Here is an 18,317-nt window from a genome sequence, read left to right on the forward strand (position 1 = left end):
TTACGCCGCCTGCTTCGCCCGGTCCGCCATTTCCTGATTGAGCATCTCGGCGAGCAGGAAGGCCAGCTCGAGGCTCTGCCCAGCATTCAGGCGCGGGTCGCAGTGTGTGTGATAGCGATCGGCAAGGTCCATCTGCGTCACGTCCATCGCGCCGCCGGTGCATTCGGTGACATTCTGGCCGGTCATCTCGATATGGATGCCGCCGCCATGCGTGCCCTCGGCGCGGTGGACGGCGAAGAAGCCGCGCACTTCGGCGAGGATGCGCTCGAACGGGCGCGTTTTATAGCCGTTGGGCGTCTTGATGACATTACCGTGCATCGGGTCGCACGACCAGACGACGGGGTGGCCAGATTCCTTCACCGCGCGCACCAGCCCCGGCAGCTGCGCCTCGATCTTGTCATGGCCGTAGCGCGTGATCAGCGTCATGCGGCCCGCGACATGGTTCGGATTGAGCGTGTCGAGCAGGCGCAGCAGCACGTCGGGCTCGAGGCTGGGGCCGCATTTCATGCCGACCGGATTGCCGATCCCGCGGAGATATTCGATATGCGCCGAGCCTTCGAAGCGGGTGCGGTCGCCGACCCACAAGAAATGGCCCGAGGTGTCGTACCAGCCGCCGGTCAGGCTGTCCTGCCGGGTCAGCGCCTGCTCATAAGGAAGCAGCAGCGCCTCGTGGCTGGTGTAGAAGCTGGTGCCCTTGATCTGCGGGACTGTTTCGGGGGTCACCCCGCACGCTTCCATGAAGGCGAGCGCTTCGGAAATGCGGCCTGCGGTTTCCTGATATTTCTTCGCCCACGGGCTGCGGTCCATGAAGTCGTGCGTCCAGGCATTGACCTGCTGCAGGTTCGCATAGCCGCCGTTCGCGAAGGCGCGGAGCAGGTTGAGCGTCGCCGCCGACTGGTTGTATGCCTTGACCATGCGCTGCGGGTCGGGCTCGCGGCCCGCGGGGTCGAAGGCGATGTCGTTGATGTTGTCGCCGCGATAGCTGGGCAGCGACACGCCATCGATCTCTTCCATGTCGGCCGAGCGCGGCTTGGCGAACTGGCCCGCCATGCGGCCGAGCTTCACCACGGGCATCTTCGACGCGAAGGTCAGCACGACCGCCATCTGGAGAAGGACGCGGAAGGTGTCGCGGATATTGTTCGGATGGAATTCGGCAAAGCTTTCGGCGCAGTCGCCGCCCTGGAGCAGGAAGGCCTTGCCCTCCGCGACGCGGCCGAGTTCGCTCGTCAGCTCGCGCGCCTCGCCCGCGAAGACCAGCGGGGGATAATTGCTGAGTTCGCGTTCGGCCGCCGCGAGCGCATCGGCGTCGCGGTAGGTGGGCAGCTGGCGGGCCTCGTGCGAACGCCAGCTATGCGGTTGCCAATTTTTCGTCATCTGCCTGTCTTCTCGCGTTCGAATCGAGCGCCACATGGCGCTTATGCCGCGCGGAAGCAATGTTTCCCGCGCGAGCGAAGCGGAAAATTAGCATTATCGTGACATTTGCGCACCTATGCTTTTCTTCAGGGCCAGGAACTGATAGTTTATTGCGAAGCTTGGTGTGGGGATGGGCGCGCGCGGCCAAGGTTGTTAGCTATCGGTTACGTTAAACACCCAGTGACCCGGCTGCGGGTCGGGATGCGAGCGATTGGCTGTGGCGAATTTCGATTCCGCGTGGTTCCTTTACGGGGCGCTGCTGCTCCTTTTGGCGACGAGCTTTGTCGTGCGCATCGACTATGCGCGCATCGGCCTCGCCGCCGCGGCGCTTGTCGCGCTGCCGCTGACCCTCTTTCGCGGGTCGGACCTCGGTTACAGCCTGCTCGTGCTTGCGATACTGGTGGTCAATATCGGCATATTGACGCGCCTCTGGCTGCGCGGGACGAAAGTCAGCTTTTCGGCCGAGGAAGAGGCGCTGCGCCGCGAGCATTTTGCGGGGCTGAGCGCGGCGGCGGCGCGCGACCTGATCGACGAGGGTCACTGGATTTCGGCGAAACGCGGCGAAGTGCTGATCCGCGAAAACCAGGCGGCGCCGAGCCTCTTCTACCTCGCCGAGGGGCAGGCGGCGATCCTGCGCGACGGGGTCGAGATCGGGAAATTGTCCGACGGCGCGCTGATCGGCGAAGCGACGGTGCTCGACGGCGCCCAGGCGACGGGAACGGTGCTTCTCGGCAGCAACGCCCGCCTCTGGTTCGTTCCCGCCGCCGCGCTGCGCGCCTATCTCGCCGCCAATCCGGGCATCGCGGGCGCGCTCCATGAGGGCTTTGCGCGCGCGCTTCGTGGCAAGCTCGCCAGCGCGAACACGCGCATCGCCGAGCGGTGAGCAATTTTCCCGGCGCGCACGCGTGCAGCCTCGAATCTGCAACCGCTGCCTGCTAACCCTCGGGACATGACGATGATTCTCTATGGCATTTCGAATTGCGACACGGTGAAGAAGGCGCGGCGCTGGCTCGACGAGCAGGGCGTCGCCTATCGCTTCCACGACGTCCGCAAGGACGGGCTCGACGCGGTGCGACTGCAGGGCTGGATCGACGCGCTTGGCTGGGAAAAGCTGCTCAACAAGGCAGGGACGACCTTTCGCAAGCTGCCCGAGGCGCAGAAGGAGGGGCTCGATGCCGCATCGGCGAAGGCGCTAATGCTCGATCAGCCCGCCATGATCCGGCGCCCGGTCGTCGAAGCCGGCGGCGATGTGAGCGTGGGCTTTTCGGCCGCAGACTGGCAGGCGCGGTTTGCGGCATGATCCGGCCGGTCATCGCCGCGGCGGCGCTGATGCTGTCCGCAGGCTGCACGGCTGACGACGTGATCGCGCAGCCCACCCTCGACGGACAGCCGCCGATCGTCATCGCGCATCGCGGCGCGTCGGGCGAGCGGCCCGAACACACGCTGGCGGGTTATCGGCTCGCGATCGAACAGGGTGCCGATTTCATCGAGCCCGACCTGGTGCTGACCAGGGACGGCGTCCTCGTCGCGCGGCACGAGAATGAGATTTCGGAAACCACCGACGTCGCCGACCATCCCGAGTTCGCGAACCGCAAAGCGGAGAAGACGATCGACGGGCAGACGGTCGAGGGCTGGTTCACCGAGGATTTCACGCTGGCCGAGTTGAAGACGCTTCGCGCGCGCGAGCGGCTGCCGCGGCTCCGCAGCACCGATTATGACGGTCGGTTCGAAATTCCGACCTTCGAGGAAATCCTGACCTTGCTCGCCGAGATGAACAGCGAGCGGGACAAGCCCGTGGGCGTCTATCCCGAGACCAAGCACCCGAGCTATTTCGTCTCGATCGGCCTGCCGCACGAGGCGCCGCTGCTCGCGATGCTGGACCGCTTCGGCTATCGCGGCCGCACCGCGCCGGTGTTCATACAGAGCTTCGAAGTCGGCAACCTGATGGACCTGCGCGCGAAGAGTGACCTGCCGCTGATCCAGTTGATGGACGCCGGGGGCGGGCCCGCCGACCGGCCCGGCACCAGCTATGCCGCGATGGCGTCGCCTTCGGGGCTGAAGATGATCGCCGGATATGCCAACGGCATCGGCCCGAACAAGGCGATGGTGATCCCGCGCGGAACGCTCGGCCGGCTCGGCAAGCCGACCGCGCTGGTGCGCGACGCGCACGCCGCGGGGCTGAAGGTGCATCCCTGGACGTTTCGGCGCGAAAACTACTTCCTCCCGCTCGGCGACAAGGCCAGTATCAACCCTGCGGGTCATGGCGACCTGGCGGACGAGATCGACGCCTATCTTGCCGCCGGGATCGACGGCCTGTTCAGCGACAACCCGCGCGAGGCGGTGCCCGCGGTTGCAAAAGGAGTTTCGCGATGACCGAACGCGCGCTGGGCCAGAGCGGCCTGTCGATCCGCCCCTTCGTGCTCGGCGGCAATGTCTTTGGCATGACGGCGGACAAGGCCGCCAGCTTCGCCGTTCTCGACCGCTTCGTCGAACATGGCGGCGGAATGATCGACACCGCCGACGTCTATTCGGCGTGGGTACCGGGGCACAAGGGTGGCGAGTCCGAAACCATGATGGGTGCGTGGCTCAGGGAAAGCGGAGCGCGCGACAAGGTCCTGATCGCCACCAAAGTCGGCATGATGCCCGGCGGCCTCGAGCCCGATCGCATCCGCGACGCGGTGCAGGGGTCGCTCGACCGGCTCGGCACCGATGTCATCGACCTCTATTTCGCGCATAAGGACGATCCCGACCTGCCGCTCGATGAAGTGCTCGGCGCCTTTGCCGAGCTGGTCGACGCGGGGATCGTGCGCGCGATCGGCGCGTCCAACTATTCCGCCGAGCGGCTGGCCGAGGCGCTGCGCGTCGCGGACGAAAAGGGCCTGCCGCGCTTCACCGCGATGCAGCCCGAACTCAACCTGCTCGACCGGGCCCAATATGAAGGCCCGTTGCAGCAGCTCTGCATCGATGAAGGGCTGGGCGTCGTCACCTATTTCAGCCTCGCCTCGGGCTATCTGTCGGGGAAGTATCGCAGTGCCGCCGACCTTGGCAAAAGCCCGCGCGGTGCGCGGGTCAAACCCTATCTGGAAGGAAAGGGCCCCGCGGTGCTCGCGGCGATGGAGCGGATCGCGGCCGAAACCGGCGCGACGCTGTCGCAGATCGCGCTCGCCTGGGTCGCGGCGCAGCCCGGCATCACCGCGCCGATCGCGAGCGCGACGACGGTCGGGCAGCTCGACGAGCTGATGGGCAGCCTCGATCTCGATCTGAGCGACGCGCAGCTCGCGGCGTTGAGCGAAGCCTGAAGCCCGGACCGGCGCCACCGGGGGGAGGCGCCGGACCGGGCCCGCGCGGCCGCGCTGTCTCAATCCCCGTCGTCAATCCACTGAAAGACCGTGTCGAGCGGCTTGCCGAAGACGTGGGCGATACGGAAGGCCACCTCGAGCGACGGCGAATATTTGCCCTGCTCGATCGCCGCGATCGTCTGACGCGTCACCCCGACCCGCTCGCCCAGATCGCCCTGTGTCATCTCGTCGGCCAGGAAGCGCAGCGTGCGGATATCGTTGGTGAAGGGAAGCGCCACCGGTCAGTGCCCCCGGCGATAATAATAGAGCTGCGCGCCAACGCGGACCAGTTCGGCCAGCACGACGGTCGCGATCAACATGTTGAGATAGACGCCCGGCGTGAAGCGATAGAATATCGCGATCATATTCGCCCAGCAGCCGAGCACCAGCGGATAATAAGCGAGATGGGTGCCGAGGAGGTGGATGCCGCGTTCGCGCTCGTCTTCCTTGACGTACGCCTCGTTGGGCGCGCGGATGGCAAAGAAGGCGGCCGTTGCCGCCATCACGGCGATGATGATGACCGTCACCGGCACCAGCATCCCCGCCACCGCGCCGACGCCCGCCGGGGTGTCGATCTTGTGCCAGGGATAGGCGACGAAATACCAGCCAAAGGCGACGAAGATGCCGATGAAGGCCGCCCAGTGGGTTTTTTCGCGAAAGGACATGTCCGACGTCTCCGATGTTCGTTCAATTAGACGAGATGTTAATTAAAACTAACATTGAGTCAAGGATAATTTACATCGCCTGCCTTCGCGCTTTCGCCGCCGCGGATTAGCCGCTAAACCGCCGCGCCATGTCCACGCTCCCTAAAACGCTCACCTTCGACACATCGACCAGCCGCGCCAATCCGACGCCGCAACCGATGAAGCGCCTCACGGTGCCGCGCATCCGCCAGCGCAAGGGCGGCGAGCCGCTGGTCATGCTGACCGCCTACACCGTCCGCATGGCGCAGCTGCTCGACCCGCATTGCGACATGTTGCTCGTCGGCGATTCGCTCGCGCAGGTAATTTACGGTCTGCCGCACACCGTCGGGGTGACGATGGAGATGATGGCGCTGCACGGCGCGGCGGTGGTTCGCGGCAGCTATCATGCCGCAGTGATCGTCGACATGCCGTTCGGCAGCTATGAGGGCAGCCCGCAGCAGGCGTTCGACAATGCCGCGCGCCTGCTCAAGGAAACCGGCGCGGCGGCGGTGAAGGTCGAGGGCGGCAAGGTGCTCGCCCCGACGATCGAATTCCTGACCCAGCGCGGCATTCCGGTGATGGGTCATGTCGGGCTGACGCCGCAGGCGGTCAACATCCTCGGCGGCTATGGCGTGCGCGGCAAGAGCGAGGAAGAGGCGCGCTCGATCGTCGAGGATGCGGTCGCGGTCGCGCAGGCCGGCGCCTTTTCGATCGTCATCGAAGGCGTGCTCGAATCGATCGCGATCGAGATCACGAACAAGGTCGATTGCCCGACGATCGGCATCGGCGCATCGGCGCAGTGCGACGGCCAGGTCCTCGTCACCGACGACATGCTCGGCATGTTCGACCGCGTGCCCAAGTTCGTGAAGCGCTATCAGGACATGGCCGGCGTCGTCAGCGGCGCGGTCAAGGACTATGCCGACGAAGTCAGGTCCCGTTCATTCCCGACCGAGGATCAGATCTACGCAGGTTGATGGCGCGGCGGCGACCCAAAGTGAAACGCTTGGCCTTTCCCTGTGCCGTCGCTAAGGAAGCGGGCCGGCCCAGCGCCGCTATTGAGTTTATGGAGGTTTGATTGGCCCTGAGCCCGACGAATGACGCCGCGCTGTTGCAGGAAGTCGACGAAGCCGTCCGCAAGGACCGGCTCGACACGATCATGCAGCGTTACGGCCGGTGGATCATCGGCGGCGTCCTTGCCGCGCTGCTGGCATTCGGCGGCTATCTCTTCTGGAGCCACCGGCAGGATGCCGCGCGCGGCGAACAGGCCGAGGAACTGATCGCGGCATTCGAAAAGCTTGGCACCAACCAGCCGCGCGCCGCGACCGCCGAACTGCAGAAGATCGCGGCGGAAGGCGACCCAGCCTATCGCGCGGTCGCGCAGATGCAGGAAGCGAATATCAAGGCGCAGGCCGGCGACCTGAAGGCCGCCGCCGCCTTGATGGCAAAGGTCGCCGCGGACACCAAGCTCGACCAGGCGCTGCGCGACCTTGCGCTGATCCGCCAGACGGCGTTCGAATATGACACGCTGAAGCCCGAGACGGTGATCGCGCGGATGAAGCCGATGATCGATGCCAAGGATCCGGCGTCGAGCTGGTTCGCGAGCGCCGCCGAACTGTCGGCCACGGCGCATTATCAGCTGGGCCAGTTCGACCAGGCCGGCGCGCTTTATGGCCGCATCGCCAAATTGCCCGACGTGACGCGGTCGCTGCAATCGCGTTCGGTGCAGATGGCGGGCATGCTCGGCGTCGACGCGGTTACGGACAGGGCGGCGGAAAGTGCCGCCGCCGAAAAGAAAGGCGATGCTGCGCCGAAGGCAGCGGCAGCCGCGAAGACTGAGGAAGCCAATTAATATGCGGAACACGCGTTACGGATTCTATGCGGCGCTGCTGGCGCTGCCGCTTGCTGCATGCGGGGTGTTCAAGGGCGACGGCGGGCCGAAGACGCCGACGATCGGCGATCGCGTGTCGATCCTGTCGAACGACAGCAGCATCAAGGTCGATCCCGCGACCGCCGCAATCGCGGTCGTCCTGCCCGAACCGGCGGTCAATGCGGCCTGGGCCCAGTCGGGCGGCAACGCGTCGAAATCGATGGGCCATCCGGCGCTCGGTGCGACGCGCGCGAAGCTGTGGGAAGCGAGCATCGCCGGCAGCACCAAGAAGCAGCGCCTCGCCTCGTCGCCGGTGATCGCCGACAACCGGCTGTTCACGGTCGATACCGATGCGGTCGTCTCGGCCTTTGCCGCCGACACCGGTGCGAAGCTGTGGAGCGCGGCGATCGGCAGCACCGGCAAGGATTTCAGGGATTCGCTGTTCGGCGGCGGCGCCGCGGTCGATGGCAATGTGGTCTATGCGACGAGCGGCGTCGGCGACGTCGCCGCGCTGAACGCTGCCGACGGCTCGGTGATCTGGAAGGTGAAGCCCGCCGGCCCGCTGCGCGGCGCGCCGACGGTCGCGTTCGGCGGCGTCTATGTGATCAGCCAGGATAACCAGATTTACGCGCTCAATGCCGCCAATGGCGCGGTGCAATGGCAGGCAACGGCATCGACCGAGGCCGGCAGCGTGTTCGGCGCGGCATCGCCGGCCGCCGGACAGGGCACGATCGTTGCCGGCTTCTCGTCGGGCGAGGTGCAGGCCTATCGCTACGAGAATGGCCGCGACCTGTGGGAAGACGCGCTCGCGCGCACGTCGATGGCGCTGTCGGTTTCGACGCTCACCGATGTCGACGCCGACCCGGTGGTCGACCGCGGCCATGTCTTCGCGCTCGGCCAGGGCGGCCGCATGGCAAGCTATGAACTCGTCACCGGCCAGCGCAGCTGGGAAATCTCGATCGCGGGCATTTCGACGCCCTATGTGGTCGGCGAATGGGTCTATGCGATGACCGACGACGGCAAGCTGCTGTGCGTCGCGCGCGCGAACGGCAAGGTGCGCTGGCTCCAGCAGCTGGCGCGGTTCCGCGTCGAAACCGAAAAGAAGAAGAAGGACCCGATCCGCTGGACGGGGCCGATCCTGGCCGGCGGCCGGCTGATCGCGGTCAACAGCGAGGGGACGCTGGCGGAATTTTCGCCGACCGACGGGTCGCTGCTGGCATCGACCGAATTCAAGTCGCCGCTGTCGCAGTCGCCGGTGGTCGCGAACAATATCTTGTACGTGCTCGCGGACGACGGGACGATCACGGCCTGGCGCTGACGGAAACATCGCGCGGTCATTTGTCCCGTGTCCCCGAGCGAAGACGAGGCAGCGACCGTTCTCGCTCCGCTCGAACGAGCCCTCGCCTTCGCTCGGGAACACGGCCGTATTTATCGCTTTATGCTTTGAAATGAGGACTCTGTAATGTCGCGACACGCGACGATCGCCATTGTCGGTCGACCCAATGTGGGCAAATCGACGCTGTTCAACCGGCTGGTCGGCAAGCGCCTTGCGCTCGTTGACGACCAGCCGGGCGTGACGCGCGACCGCCGCGAAGGCGACGGCGAACTGCTCGGCCTGAAATTCACGATCGTCGATACCGCGGGTTTCGAGGATTATGACGCGGCGACCTTGCCCGGCCGGATGCGCGTCCAGACCGAAAAGGCGGTGCGCGAGGCCGACGCCGCGCTGTTCATGATCGACGGCCGCGCCGGGGTAACCCCGCTCGACCAGGAAATCGCGCGCTGGCTGCGCAGCGAGGACACGCCGATCATCCTCCTCGTCAACAAGGCCGAAGGGAAACAGGGCGAAAACGGCCTGATGGAGAGCTATTCGCTCGGCTTCGACAATCCGGTGGCGCTCAGCGCCGAACATGGCGAAGGTGTCGTCGACCTGTTCGATGCGCTTCGCCCGATCGTCGAGGGTTTCGACGCCGCCGAGGCCGAAGCCCGGCTGCCTCCCGTCCTTCTTGGGGAAGATGGGGGCGAAGAGGATGAAGACGCGCCGCTCGGCCCGATGAAGCTCGCGATCGTCGGGCGCCCCAATGCGGGCAAGTCGACGCTGATCAACCGCATGATCGGCGAAGACCGGCTGATCACGGGACCCGAAGCCGGGATCACGCGCGATTCGATCCGCGTCGACTGGCAATGGGAAAAGGACGGCGAGGTCCACGAGATCCAGCTGTTCGACACCGCCGGCATGCGCAAGCGCGCCAAGGTGATCGACAAGCTGGAGAAATTGTCGGTTGCCGATGCGCTTCACGCGGTCGATTTCGCCGAGGTCGTCGTGCTGCTGCTCGATGCGACCAAGGGGCTGGAGGCGCAGGATCTGCGCATCGCCGACAGGGTGCTTCAGGAAGGACGCGCGCTGATCGTCGCGCTCAACAAATGGGACGTCGCCGAGGATCCGTCGGCGCTGTTCAACGGCGTGCGGGCGGCGCTCGACGACGGGCTGAGCCAGGTCAAGGGCGTGCCCGTGCTCAGCATTTCGGGCGCGACGGGCAAGGGTATCGACACGCTGGTCCGCGCCGCGTTCGAACAGCGCGAGATCTGGACCAATCGCGTGTCGACCGCGCGGCTCAACCGCTGGTTCGAGGGTGCCGTCACGGCGAACCCGCCGCCGGCGCCCGGCGGCAAGCGCATCAAGCTGCGCTATATCACGCAGGCGCGTACGCGGCCGCCGACCTTCGTCGTGTTCGGGTCGCGGACCGATGCGCTGCCGGGAAGCTATGAACGCTATCTGGTCAACGGGATGCGCAAGGAGCTGGGGTTCCAGGGCGTTCCGGTGCGGCTCAATTTCCGCAATTCGCGCAATCCGTATGACGAGTGACGGATCGGCGCTGGTCGTCGATGCGCGCGGGATGCGCTGTCCCTGGCCTGCGCTGCGCCTCGCCCGCGCGATGCGCGATGCGCGCGAAGTGCTGCTGATCGCCGACGATCCGCAGGCCGGCCGTGAGGTAGCGGCGCTTGCCGACGAACATGGCTGGCGGGTCGAGGATGCGACGCCGGCCACCGCGGGGCGCTGGCGCGTACGCCGCGACTGACCCGAAACGGGGCGGCTTTGGCCGCACGCTAGCCGTCAGCGTAACGTCTTTTTTACCCAAGTTGGGCATGGAACGGCCGGGACCACGGCCGAATATGAACACCAAGGGACGAAAGCATTGGACGAAATTCTGGTCGATTGGGATGAGTTTCGCGCGACGCGCACCGAATTGGGTGCCGCATTCGTACGGATTCTCGGCTATTTTCGCGAAGACGGGACCAAGTCGGTCGCCGCGATCGAAGAGGCGATGCGTGCGCGCGACGCGCGCGGTCTCGTGATGCCCGCCCACACGCTGAAGAGCGAAGCGCGCCAGTTCGGCGGAGAGAAACTCGGCGCGCTGGCCGAGGATATCGAGATGTTCGCGCGCCACTGCGTCGAAAGCCAGACCAGTCCCGAGGAGTATCTGCCGCGCGTGGTCACGCTGCGTCCGCTGTTCGAGGAAACGCTGGCCGCGCTCGAGCGCGAAGCCAATCCACTCGTCCAGCGCCGCCCTTCGGGTTTCGGTCGCGCGGCGAGTTACTGAGCGGCTGCGGCCTTCTTCATCGGCTGAACCCGCCAGCGCGACAGGCTGCGCCACAGCCATTCGAGCGGCCCATAATGATAGCGTTCGAGCCAGGGTTTCGACCATAGCAACATCGCGGCCCACATGCCGAAGCAGAAAAGGTAGAGCGGCAGGCGGCCGACGCTGCCAAACAGGCCGAGCCCATAGCCATAGAAAATCGTCGTCATCACGATCGAGGTCGCGAGATAGTTGGTGAAGGCCATGCGCCCCGCCGCGGCGAGGCGCGAGCGCACGGCGTCGCTCGCCCTGGTCTTGATGAGCAGCATGATCAGCGCCGCCCAACCGACGGTCATCAGCGTATCGAACGGGATCGACAGCACGATCGTCGAGCCGAAGATCGCCACGGCGTCATAGCCCGCCTCCATCTGATAGACGGCAAGCCCCGCCAGCGGCGGCGCCGCGACCAGAAAACAGATGATGGCCCATTTGCGATAGCGCGCGGCGTCCCATTCGCCGGTCAGCATGCGCGATTTGAACAGCGCCATGCCGACCAGCATCAGCCCCATTGTTTCCCACAGGAACAGGCTGAGGAAAAAGAGCGGGTCGCCGGCCATGTCTCCGGTCCGATGCGCGACGATGCCGGAATAGCTGCCGAGGTACAGCGCCATTTCCTTTGCATAGGCCGGCGTCGAGGGGCCCATGTCGGCGTTCATCTGGGCCAGCGCCTCCTTCATGCTTGCCGCGACCTCGGGCGGCAGCGTGCCGGCCTGTGCCATCGCGAGCGACGTCCACAGGCTGCCGGGCAGACCGATGCCGATCAGGAAGAAGGGGATCGACCAGAGCAGGAGCGCCTTGACCGACAGGTTGCGGAACAGGAAGAGCAGCAGCCCGCACATCGCATAAAGGAAGAGGATGTCGCCGAACCAGATCAGGTAGAAATGGACGAGGCCGAAGATCGCGAGCCAGAACATACGCGAATAATGCGCGCCCGCGGCGCTGCGCCCCGCCGCAGCGGCGCTGTCGATGACGAGCAACGTGCTCGCCCCGAACAGCATCGAAAACATGCCGCGCATCTTGGAATCGACAAATATGAAGTTGAAGAACCAGGTCGCGATGTCGGCGGCGCCCGGCGGCCCGCCCGCAGCGGGATTCGCATAAGCGGGGAAGGGCAGGGCGAAGGCAACGATGTTCATCGCCAATATGCCCATCACCGCGACGCCGCGAATGGCATCGAGGCTTTCATAACGCGTCGCCGTCGCCGGACTGTCCATGCCGCATTCCCCTTCGGCCGAGCGCGCAGGGGTATCGTGCGCGGCGAGGAGCGTCGAGCGGATTCTTGCGCGCGTCGGGAGCGGTGTTAACGCACTATTGACATCTGTGTCAGTAATGTTATTTCGACAGCATTATCTGATTCGAGCGAGAGCCGCCATGATCCCCACCATCTTCTCCCACCCCGACCGCCAGCCGCAGAAGTTCCGCCCCTTCAAGGCGCTTCAGCACTTCCGCAAGCTGATCGCGGACAAGGAGGATACCGAGCAGGTGTTCCACATCTTCGAGAATCTGCCGCGCAAAGGCTTCATGGCCGACGCCCGCGCCTTCGTCGAAAGCGAAAAGGGCCGGCGGCTGATGGCGAGCGAGCCCTATCTGCCCGACCTGCTCGACGATCATGCGTGGATCGACCAGCTGCCCGAAGGCAGCGTCGGCCACGCCTATGTCACCTTCATGCGCCGCGAAGGCCTGTCGGCGGCGGGCCTCGTCGCCGAAGCCGACAAGATGGGCCGCCCCAAGTTCGACGACCAGGTGCAATGGTATTCGAACCGCCTGCGCGACACGCACGACCTGTTCCACATCCTGACCGGCTATGGCCGCGACGCGCTGGGCGAACAGTGCGTGCTCGGCTTTACCTATGGCCAGACGGGCAATTACGGCAATTTCTTCATCGCCTATGCCGGCGGTTATGAAGTGAAGCGCGGCGTGAAGGCCGACGCCCCGGTGTTCGGCGCGATCCGTCAGGGCCAGCGTAACGGCAAGGCGGCCAAGGCGATCATCGAGCAGGATATCCGCGCGCTGCTCGCCGAACCGCTCGAAGCCGCGCGTGCGCGGCTGGGGATCGGCAAGCCGACGCTCTATGAAGAAGCGCACCGCGCGTATCGGAGCCGCGGGATCGATCCGTATAACTTCCTCGCGGCAAAGGCCGCGATGGCGTGATCCAGATCCTCCCCATCGCGAAGCGTTGGGGAGGGGGACCGCCGCGAAGCGGTGGTGGAGGGGTTCTAGCTCTCGGTACAGAGCCTGACGATGCTGTCTGCGACAGCGGCTGGGTCGGCGAGTACGTCCTTCGCGGCGATCCGAAGCACCCGTATTCCTTGCGATTCGAGCCACTGATATCTCGCCTCATCGCGTTCCGCTCTGTCCCCCATATCATGGGCGAGGCCATCGATCTCGATCGCCAGCTTCAATTCGAACACATAGAAATCGAGCACATATCGGCCGATCGGATGCTGGCGCCGGAATTTGACATAGCCCGGCTGTTTTCTCAGGATTTGCCACAACAGCACTTCGGGTAGCGACATCTTGCGGCGGAGCCGTCGGGCATTTTTATAGGCGTTGTTGCTTGGCGGCACGCTTGACCCCTCCACCACGCCCTTCGGGCGCGGTCCCCCTCCCCATCGCTTCGCGAAGGGGAGGATCTATCTTAGCTTCGCAATCAGCGCCTGTGCCGCTGCGGGGTTGCGGACTTTCGCGCCGGATATGAAGAAGATATAGACGTCGCGATCGCCCTCTGCCCAGTCCTTGGCGCGCTTGGCCCAAGCGTCGAGCGCCTTTGCGTCATATCCCGTTGCGATGTCTTCCTGGCTGCGCTGCAATCGCGCATAGGTGAAGTCGGCGGTCTGTTCGTCGATGCACGGAAATTCGTCGCTGTCGGCGAAGACGACCGCCATGTTGCGCTCGCGCAGCATGTCGATGAACGCCGGGTCGCGGAAGCTTTCGTGCCGTACCTCGATCGCATGGCGCAACGGCAGGCCGTCCTGCGCATCGGGCAGCAGGTCGAGGAAGCCTGCGAAATCGTCAGGCACGAATTTCTTCGTAGCCATGAACTGCCAGTGGATCGGTCCGAGCCGGTCGCCGAGCCGCGTGATGCCCTGCGTCAGGAATTTCTCGATCGATGCCGCGCCTTCGGCCAGCACCTTGCGGTTCGTCGTGAAGCGTGACGCCTTGACGCTGAACTGGAAGCCGTCCGGAACCGACGCGGCCCAATTGGCGAAGGTTTCGGGCTTCTGGCTGCCATAATAGGTGCCGTTGATCTCGATCCCGCTCAGATACTGGCCGGCATATTCGAGCTCGCGCTTTTGCGCGAGGCCAGCGGGGTAGAAGGGGCCGCGCCACGGTTCGTAGGTCCAGCCGCCGACTCCGACATAGATGCTCATATGCGCGTCACCTCCGTGCCAAAACACTTCGCCATTGCGAGCGTAGCGAAGCAATCCAGGGCGTGACAAGCCGCTCTGGATTGCTTCGCTACGCTCGCAATGACGGATGGTTAGGCAAGCGCCGCGTCGGCGCCCATCAGGTTCGGGAAGAAGCCCTCATGCGCCTCGCGAAGTTCCGCCAGCGTCACCTGATGGTCGCTGCCCTCGAGTTCGAAGACGATGCGGTCCTTGATCGTGCGGCCCACCGGATCGACCGGCACGTCGGCGCGGCCCGCGGCGTCGAGGAAGTCGGCGAGGCAGGTGTCGCAGACGGTGACGAGATAGAGGCCCTGATCTTCGCCGAAGAAGCTCTCGGCAATACCGAACGGCTGTTCTTCGCTGACGAGCACGCCGATGTTCGACTTCAATGCCATTTCGGCGAGCGTCACCGCCATGCCGCCGTCGGACACATCGTGGCAGGCGGTGATCCAGCCGGCGTTGATCGCGCCGCGGATGAAGTCGCCGGTGCGCTTTTCGCAGCGGAGGTTCACTTCGGGGGGCGGGCCTTCCTCGCGTCCGTGGATTTCGCGCAGCCACACCGACTGGCCCAAATGCCCGGCGCGTTCGCCGACCGCGAGCACGATGTCGCCGGTGCGCTTGAAGCCGATGCCGACCGCCTTGTTCAGGTCCTCGATCACGCCGACGCCGCCGATGGCGGGAGTCGGCAGGATTGCGCTGCCGCCGCCGGTCGCCTTGCTCTCGTTATAGAGGCTGACGTTGCCCGAGACGATCGGATAGTCGAGCGCGATACACGCCTGCGCCATGCCGTCGAGACAGCCGGTGATCTGCCCCATGATCTCCGGGCGCTGCGGGTTGGCGAAATTGAGGCAGTTGGTGATCGCGAGCGGCGTCGCGCCGACCGCGCTGATGTTGCGCCAGGTTTCGGCGACCGCCTGCTTGCCGCCCTCGACAGGGTCGGCGTAGCAATAGCGCGGGGTGCAGTCGGTCGACATCGCGAGCGCGCGGTTGGTGCCGTGGATGCGGACGAGCGCGGCGTCGCCGCCGGTCTGCACCGTGTCGGCGCCGACCTGGCTGTCATATTGTTCCCAGATCCAGCGGCGCGATGCGATGTCGGGGGTGCCCATCAGCGTCTTGAGGTCGGCGGCGACGTCGGTCGTTTCGGGGACGTTGGCCAGCGGCGCCTGCTTCGGGGTCGCGACGTGCGGGCGGTCATAAAGCGGCGCGTCGTCGGCGAGCGGGGCGAGCGGGATGTCGCAGACGATCTCGCCATGATGCTCCAGCACCATGCGGCCGGTGTCGGTGACGGTGCCGATGACCGCAAAGTCGAGTTCCCATTTGTGGAAGATCGCGGCGGCGAAATCCTCGCGGCCGGGCTTCAGCACCATCAGCATGCGTTCCTGCGATTCGGACAGCATCATTTCATAGGCGGTCATGCCGGTTTCGCGCTGCGGCACATCGTCCATCTTGAGGTGGAGCCCGACGCCGCCCTTCGACGCCATTTCGACCGACGAGGAAGTGAGGCCCGCGGCACCCATATCCTGAATCGCGACGATCGCGTCCGACGCCATCAGTTCGAGGCACGCCTCGATCAGCAATTTTTCGGTGAAGGGGTCGCCGACCTGCACCGTCGGGCGCTTTTCCTCGGCATCCTCGCCGAAGTCCGCGCTCGCCATCGTCGCGCCATGGATGCCGTCGCGGCCGGTTTTCGAGCCGACATAGACGATCGGATTGCCGACGCCCGATGCGGCCGAATAGAAGATCTTGTCCTGTTCGGCGACGCCGACGGTCATCGCGTTGACGAGGATGTTGCCGTCATAGGCCTTGTGGAAATTGACCTCGCCGCCGACCGTGGGGACGCCGACGCAATTGCCATAGCCGCCGATGCCGTGGACGACGCCCGAGATGAGGTGCTTCATCTTCGGATGGTCGGGGCGGCCGAAGCGCAGCGCGTTGAGGTTCGCCACCGGGCGCGCACCCATGGTGAAGACGTCGCGCAGGATGCCGCCGACGCCGGTCGCCGCGCCCTGATAGGGTTCGATGTACGACGGGTGGTTGTGGCTCTCCATCTTGAAGATCGCGGCGAGTTTCTTGCCCCCTTCGCCTTCGCCGATGTCGATCACGCCGGCGTTCTCGCCGGGGCCGCAGATCACCCAAGGCGCCTCGGTCGGCAGTTTCTTGAGGTGGAGGCGCGAGCTTTTATAGCTGCAATGCTCGGACCACATGACTGAGAAGATGCCGAGTTCGACAAGGTTCGGTTCGCGCCCGAGCGCGTGCAGGACGTGCTCATATTCTTCCGGAGACAGGCCGTGTTCGGCGACGATCTCGGGGGTGATGACGGAGGCGGGCGCGGTTGCGGTCTGAGTCATGGCGCGCCTTTAGCCGTGCGCGCGTAAAACGAACAGACCCCATGATGCGAAAACATCATGGGGTCTGCGGTCGGAGCTGGATTTTAGCGCGAGGCGAGGGTGGTCGGCTCGACATTGAGCGGTTCGACGTCGCGGAGCGTGAAGCTGACCTGCTGCGAGCCGACGGTGCCGCGGACGCGGTGGCTGCCGACGCGGAGCGTGAACGGCTTGCCGGTGCGTTCCTCGACGCCGTTGATCACGCGGGTGTCGCCCACCTTGGTGACGGTATAGCTGTAGGTCGAGCCTTCATGTTCGAAACGCTTGACCGGTTCGTCCTTGGCGAGCGCGGCGGTCGGCGCCAGCGCGAGCAAGCCAAGGGCAGGGAGAATATAGTTTTTCATGGTGCAAGTCCTTGTCGGTTGAACAAAACTTGCCTTCGAGCCCCTCTCTTCTTGTGCGGTGCAACATGGCTGGCGACGCGCGCGCCAGCAATTGCAAAAAACCGAAGCGTGATTGCGCGAAGCGAACGGGTCAGCCGCCGCGCGGCATCCAGGCGAGCACAATCCGCGCCGCCGCGCCTGCTGCAAAGCCCGTGGCGAGCGTGCCCCAGGCGATGTCGAGCAAGGTGACCTTGATCGACCAGATCTTCATCGTCGCATGATTGGTGAGGTCATAGGTCATATAGCAAAAGAAGCCGAACAGGGCGCCCCAAAGCGCCGCGACCTGCCACTTGCCCGCCGTGAGCGCGGGCGCCACCGCGAATATCTGGATGCCGAGAATATAGAGGGCGTAGAAGATGAGCGCGGGGGCCGGGCGCCATCCGTCCATCAACAGCGCGCCGATTTCCGGGCGGTAGATTTTCACGACCATCATCCGGAGCCAGAACGCATCGAGGATGCCGAAAATGATCGCGGTGGCGGCGTAGCTTGCGGCGAATTGCAGCGTCATGGCATTGCTCCGGCTATTCGAGGACGCCTGTTCGCGCCCGCCCATGCCGCGGTTCCCGCGAGCAGCGCATAGGCGAAAAGCATCGTTGCGGGGACCGCGAGCGAATAGGCGGGCTCTTTCGGGCCGAACCAGTCGATCGCCTGTACGAGGACGAGCAGCCCGGCGAGGAGCCAGAGCCGGCGGTTGCCGCCCGGCGCCTCGGTAAGGCGGGCATAATAGAGGAGGGCGCCGCCGATCAGCAGCCCTTCCAGCGGCATCGCGATCATCGGGTGATTCCAGAGGCCGAACCCCAGCTTCGGCGGCGTACCATAGAGCGTCAGGTCGGGAATATGGACGGGAAGGTCGATGAACCAGTGCGAGACCACGACAAGCGCGGCGCCGATCGCCGCCGCTTTGCGTTTCGTTGCCAACCAGACGATGACGCCGAACAGTATCGCCCAGACCAGCGTGCCGAGCAGGCTGTGCGTATAGGGCATATGATGAAGGTCCATCGGGTTCATCGCGGTGATGCCGGGGACGATGCGCATCGCCTCGATCCCCGGGACGAGCAGCACGGCGAAGCCGATGTCGACGAGCTGGGCGGCGACGAACAGCGTCCCGAGCCCCGCCGCCTTGGGGCGGGCCGCGACGACCAGCGCCGGGGCGAAATGGCCGATGAACATGGCGCGACGCTATAGGGCAAAAACACCACGTCAAGCTTGACCACGAGGGGGC

Annotated in this window: 21 protein-coding genes; 11 read left to right on the forward strand and 10 right to left on the reverse strand. The window is 65.2% G+C overall.

Annotated elements, in window-relative coordinates:
• Positions 1-1,374 carry a class II 3-deoxy-7-phosphoheptulonate synthase gene (locus HDC29_RS04000; RefSeq protein ID WP_179494607.1) on the reverse strand — a complete coding sequence of 458 codons (1,374 nt, stop codon included), beginning with the start codon at positions 1,372-1,374 and terminating at the stop codon, positions 1-3.
• A 256-nt stretch (positions 1,375-1,630) separates the two neighbouring features.
• Here HDC29_RS04000 and HDC29_RS04005 point away from each other — a divergent pair, with 256 nt between their 5' ends.
• The 4 genes from HDC29_RS04005 (at position 1,631) to HDC29_RS04020 (ending at position 4,712) form a co-directional block, all read left to right on the forward strand.
• Positions 1,631-2,296 (forward strand): cyclic nucleotide-binding domain-containing protein, encoded by a 666-nt coding sequence (locus HDC29_RS04005; protein WP_326913598.1) that lies wholly within the window; start codon positions 1,631-1,633, stop codon positions 2,294-2,296.
• A 66-nt stretch (positions 2,297-2,362) separates the two neighbouring features.
• Positions 2,363-2,713: an ArsC family reductase gene (locus HDC29_RS04010; protein WP_179494611.1), complete on the forward strand. Its 351-nt coding sequence runs from the start codon at positions 2,363-2,365 to the stop codon at positions 2,711-2,713.
• Entirely contained in the window at positions 2,710-3,786 is a 1,077-nt protein-coding gene (locus HDC29_RS04015; protein WP_179494614.1) for a glycerophosphodiester phosphodiesterase, read from the forward strand. The genes HDC29_RS04010 and HDC29_RS04015 overlap by 4 nt, the downstream gene beginning before the upstream one ends.
• The gene (locus HDC29_RS04020; protein WP_179494616.1) at positions 3,783-4,712 is read left to right on the forward strand and encodes an aldo/keto reductase; all 930 of its coding nucleotides are present in this window, start codon (positions 3,783-3,785) and stop codon (positions 4,710-4,712) included. The genes HDC29_RS04015 and HDC29_RS04020 overlap by 4 nt, the downstream gene beginning before the upstream one ends.
• Before the next feature lie 59 nt (positions 4,713-4,771).
• Here the strand turns inward: HDC29_RS04020 and HDC29_RS04025 are convergent, their stop codons facing one another.
• Together HDC29_RS04025 and HDC29_RS04030 are read right to left on the reverse strand one after the other, a co-directional pair.
• On the reverse strand, positions 4,772-4,990 hold the full coding sequence (locus HDC29_RS04025) for a helix-turn-helix transcriptional regulator (RefSeq protein WP_179494618.1): 219 nt from the start codon (positions 4,988-4,990) through the stop codon (positions 4,772-4,774).
• Between the two features lie 3 nt (positions 4,991-4,993).
• The gene (locus tag HDC29_RS04030) at positions 4,994-5,416 is read right to left on the reverse strand and encodes a hypothetical protein (protein ID WP_179494620.1); all 423 of its coding nucleotides are present in this window, start codon (positions 5,414-5,416) and stop codon (positions 4,994-4,996) included.
• Positions 5,417-5,544: 128 nt separating this feature from the next.
• Between HDC29_RS04030 and panB the strand changes: the two genes are divergently transcribed.
• The 6 genes from panB (at position 5,545) to HDC29_RS04060 (ending at position 10,903) form a co-directional block, all read left to right on the forward strand.
• Positions 5,545-6,408: a 3-methyl-2-oxobutanoate hydroxymethyltransferase gene (panB, locus tag HDC29_RS04035; protein WP_179494622.1), complete on the forward strand. Its 864-nt coding sequence runs from the start codon at positions 5,545-5,547 to the stop codon at positions 6,406-6,408.
• A 101-nt stretch (positions 6,409-6,509) separates the two neighbouring features.
• Complete coding sequence (locus tag HDC29_RS04040; protein ID WP_179494625.1) at positions 6,510-7,283, forward strand: tetratricopeptide repeat protein; 774 nt, start codon at positions 6,510-6,512, stop codon at positions 7,281-7,283.
• Position 7,284: 1 nt separating this feature from the next.
• On the forward strand, positions 7,285-8,619 hold the full coding sequence (locus HDC29_RS04045) for a PQQ-binding-like beta-propeller repeat protein (RefSeq protein WP_179494627.1): 1,335 nt from the start codon (positions 7,285-7,287) through the stop codon (positions 8,617-8,619).
• A 144-nt stretch (positions 8,620-8,763) separates the two neighbouring features.
• Positions 8,764-10,167, forward strand: coding sequence for a ribosome biogenesis GTPase Der (gene der, locus HDC29_RS04050; RefSeq protein ID WP_179494629.1), 1,404 nt, complete (start codon positions 8,764-8,766; stop codon positions 10,165-10,167).
• The gene (locus tag HDC29_RS04055) at positions 10,157-10,381 is read left to right on the forward strand and encodes a sulfurtransferase TusA family protein (RefSeq protein WP_179494632.1); all 225 of its coding nucleotides are present in this window, start codon (positions 10,157-10,159) and stop codon (positions 10,379-10,381) included. The genes der and HDC29_RS04055 overlap by 11 nt, the downstream gene beginning before the upstream one ends.
• Before the next feature lie 117 nt (positions 10,382-10,498).
• The gene (locus HDC29_RS04060) at positions 10,499-10,903 is read left to right on the forward strand and encodes an Hpt domain-containing protein (protein WP_179494634.1); all 405 of its coding nucleotides are present in this window, start codon (positions 10,499-10,501) and stop codon (positions 10,901-10,903) included.
• Here the strand turns inward: HDC29_RS04060 and HDC29_RS04065 are convergent.
• Positions 10,897-12,153 carry a DUF418 domain-containing protein gene (locus tag HDC29_RS04065; RefSeq protein WP_179494636.1) on the reverse strand — a complete coding sequence of 419 codons (1,257 nt, stop codon included), beginning with the start codon at positions 12,151-12,153 and terminating at the stop codon, positions 10,897-10,899. The genes HDC29_RS04060 and HDC29_RS04065 overlap by 7 nt on opposite strands.
• Positions 12,154-12,310: 157 nt before the next feature.
• On the opposite strand from HDC29_RS04065, the gene HDC29_RS04070 reads away from it, so the two are divergent.
• Positions 12,311-13,090 (forward strand): Coq4 family protein, encoded by a 780-nt coding sequence (locus HDC29_RS04070; protein ID WP_179494638.1) that lies wholly within the window; start codon positions 12,311-12,313, stop codon positions 13,088-13,090.
• A gap of 65 nt (positions 13,091-13,155) precedes the next feature.
• On the opposite strand, the gene HDC29_RS04075 is transcribed toward HDC29_RS04070, so the two are convergent.
• The 6 genes from HDC29_RS04075 to HDC29_RS04100 form a co-directional block, all read right to left on the reverse strand.
• A complete protein-coding gene (locus HDC29_RS04075; RefSeq protein ID WP_179494640.1) occupies positions 13,156-13,455 on the reverse strand; it encodes an endonuclease domain-containing protein in 300 nt (99 codons plus the stop codon).
• A gap of 117 nt (positions 13,456-13,572) precedes the next feature.
• Entirely contained in the window at positions 13,573-14,310 is a 738-nt protein-coding gene (locus tag HDC29_RS04080) for a DUF72 domain-containing protein (protein WP_179494642.1), read from the reverse strand.
• A 110-nt stretch (positions 14,311-14,420) separates the two neighbouring features.
• Positions 14,421-16,676 (reverse strand): phosphoribosylformylglycinamidine synthase subunit PurL, encoded by a 2,256-nt coding sequence (purL, locus tag HDC29_RS04085; RefSeq protein ID WP_179494644.1) that lies wholly within the window; start codon positions 16,674-16,676, stop codon positions 14,421-14,423.
• Positions 16,677-16,759: 83 nt separating this feature from the next.
• Complete coding sequence (locus HDC29_RS04090; protein ID WP_179494646.1) at positions 16,760-17,056, reverse strand: hypothetical protein; 297 nt, start codon at positions 17,054-17,056, stop codon at positions 16,760-16,762.
• 130 nt (positions 17,057-17,186) lie between these two features.
• The gene (locus tag HDC29_RS04095; protein ID WP_179494648.1) at positions 17,187-17,603 is read right to left on the reverse strand and encodes a DUF2177 family protein; all 417 of its coding nucleotides are present in this window, start codon (positions 17,601-17,603) and stop codon (positions 17,187-17,189) included.
• Entirely contained in the window at positions 17,600-18,265 is a 666-nt protein-coding gene (locus tag HDC29_RS04100; RefSeq protein ID WP_179494650.1) for a hypothetical protein, read from the reverse strand. Before HDC29_RS04100 ends, HDC29_RS04095 begins: the two co-directional genes overlap by 4 nt.
• Between the last annotated feature and the right edge of the window lie 52 nt (positions 18,266-18,317).

Origin of the sequence: Sphingopyxis sp. JAI108 (assembly GCF_013410105.1) — a bacterium.
Lineage (GTDB): Bacteria > Pseudomonadota > Alphaproteobacteria > Sphingomonadales > Sphingomonadaceae > Sphingopyxis > Sphingopyxis chilensis.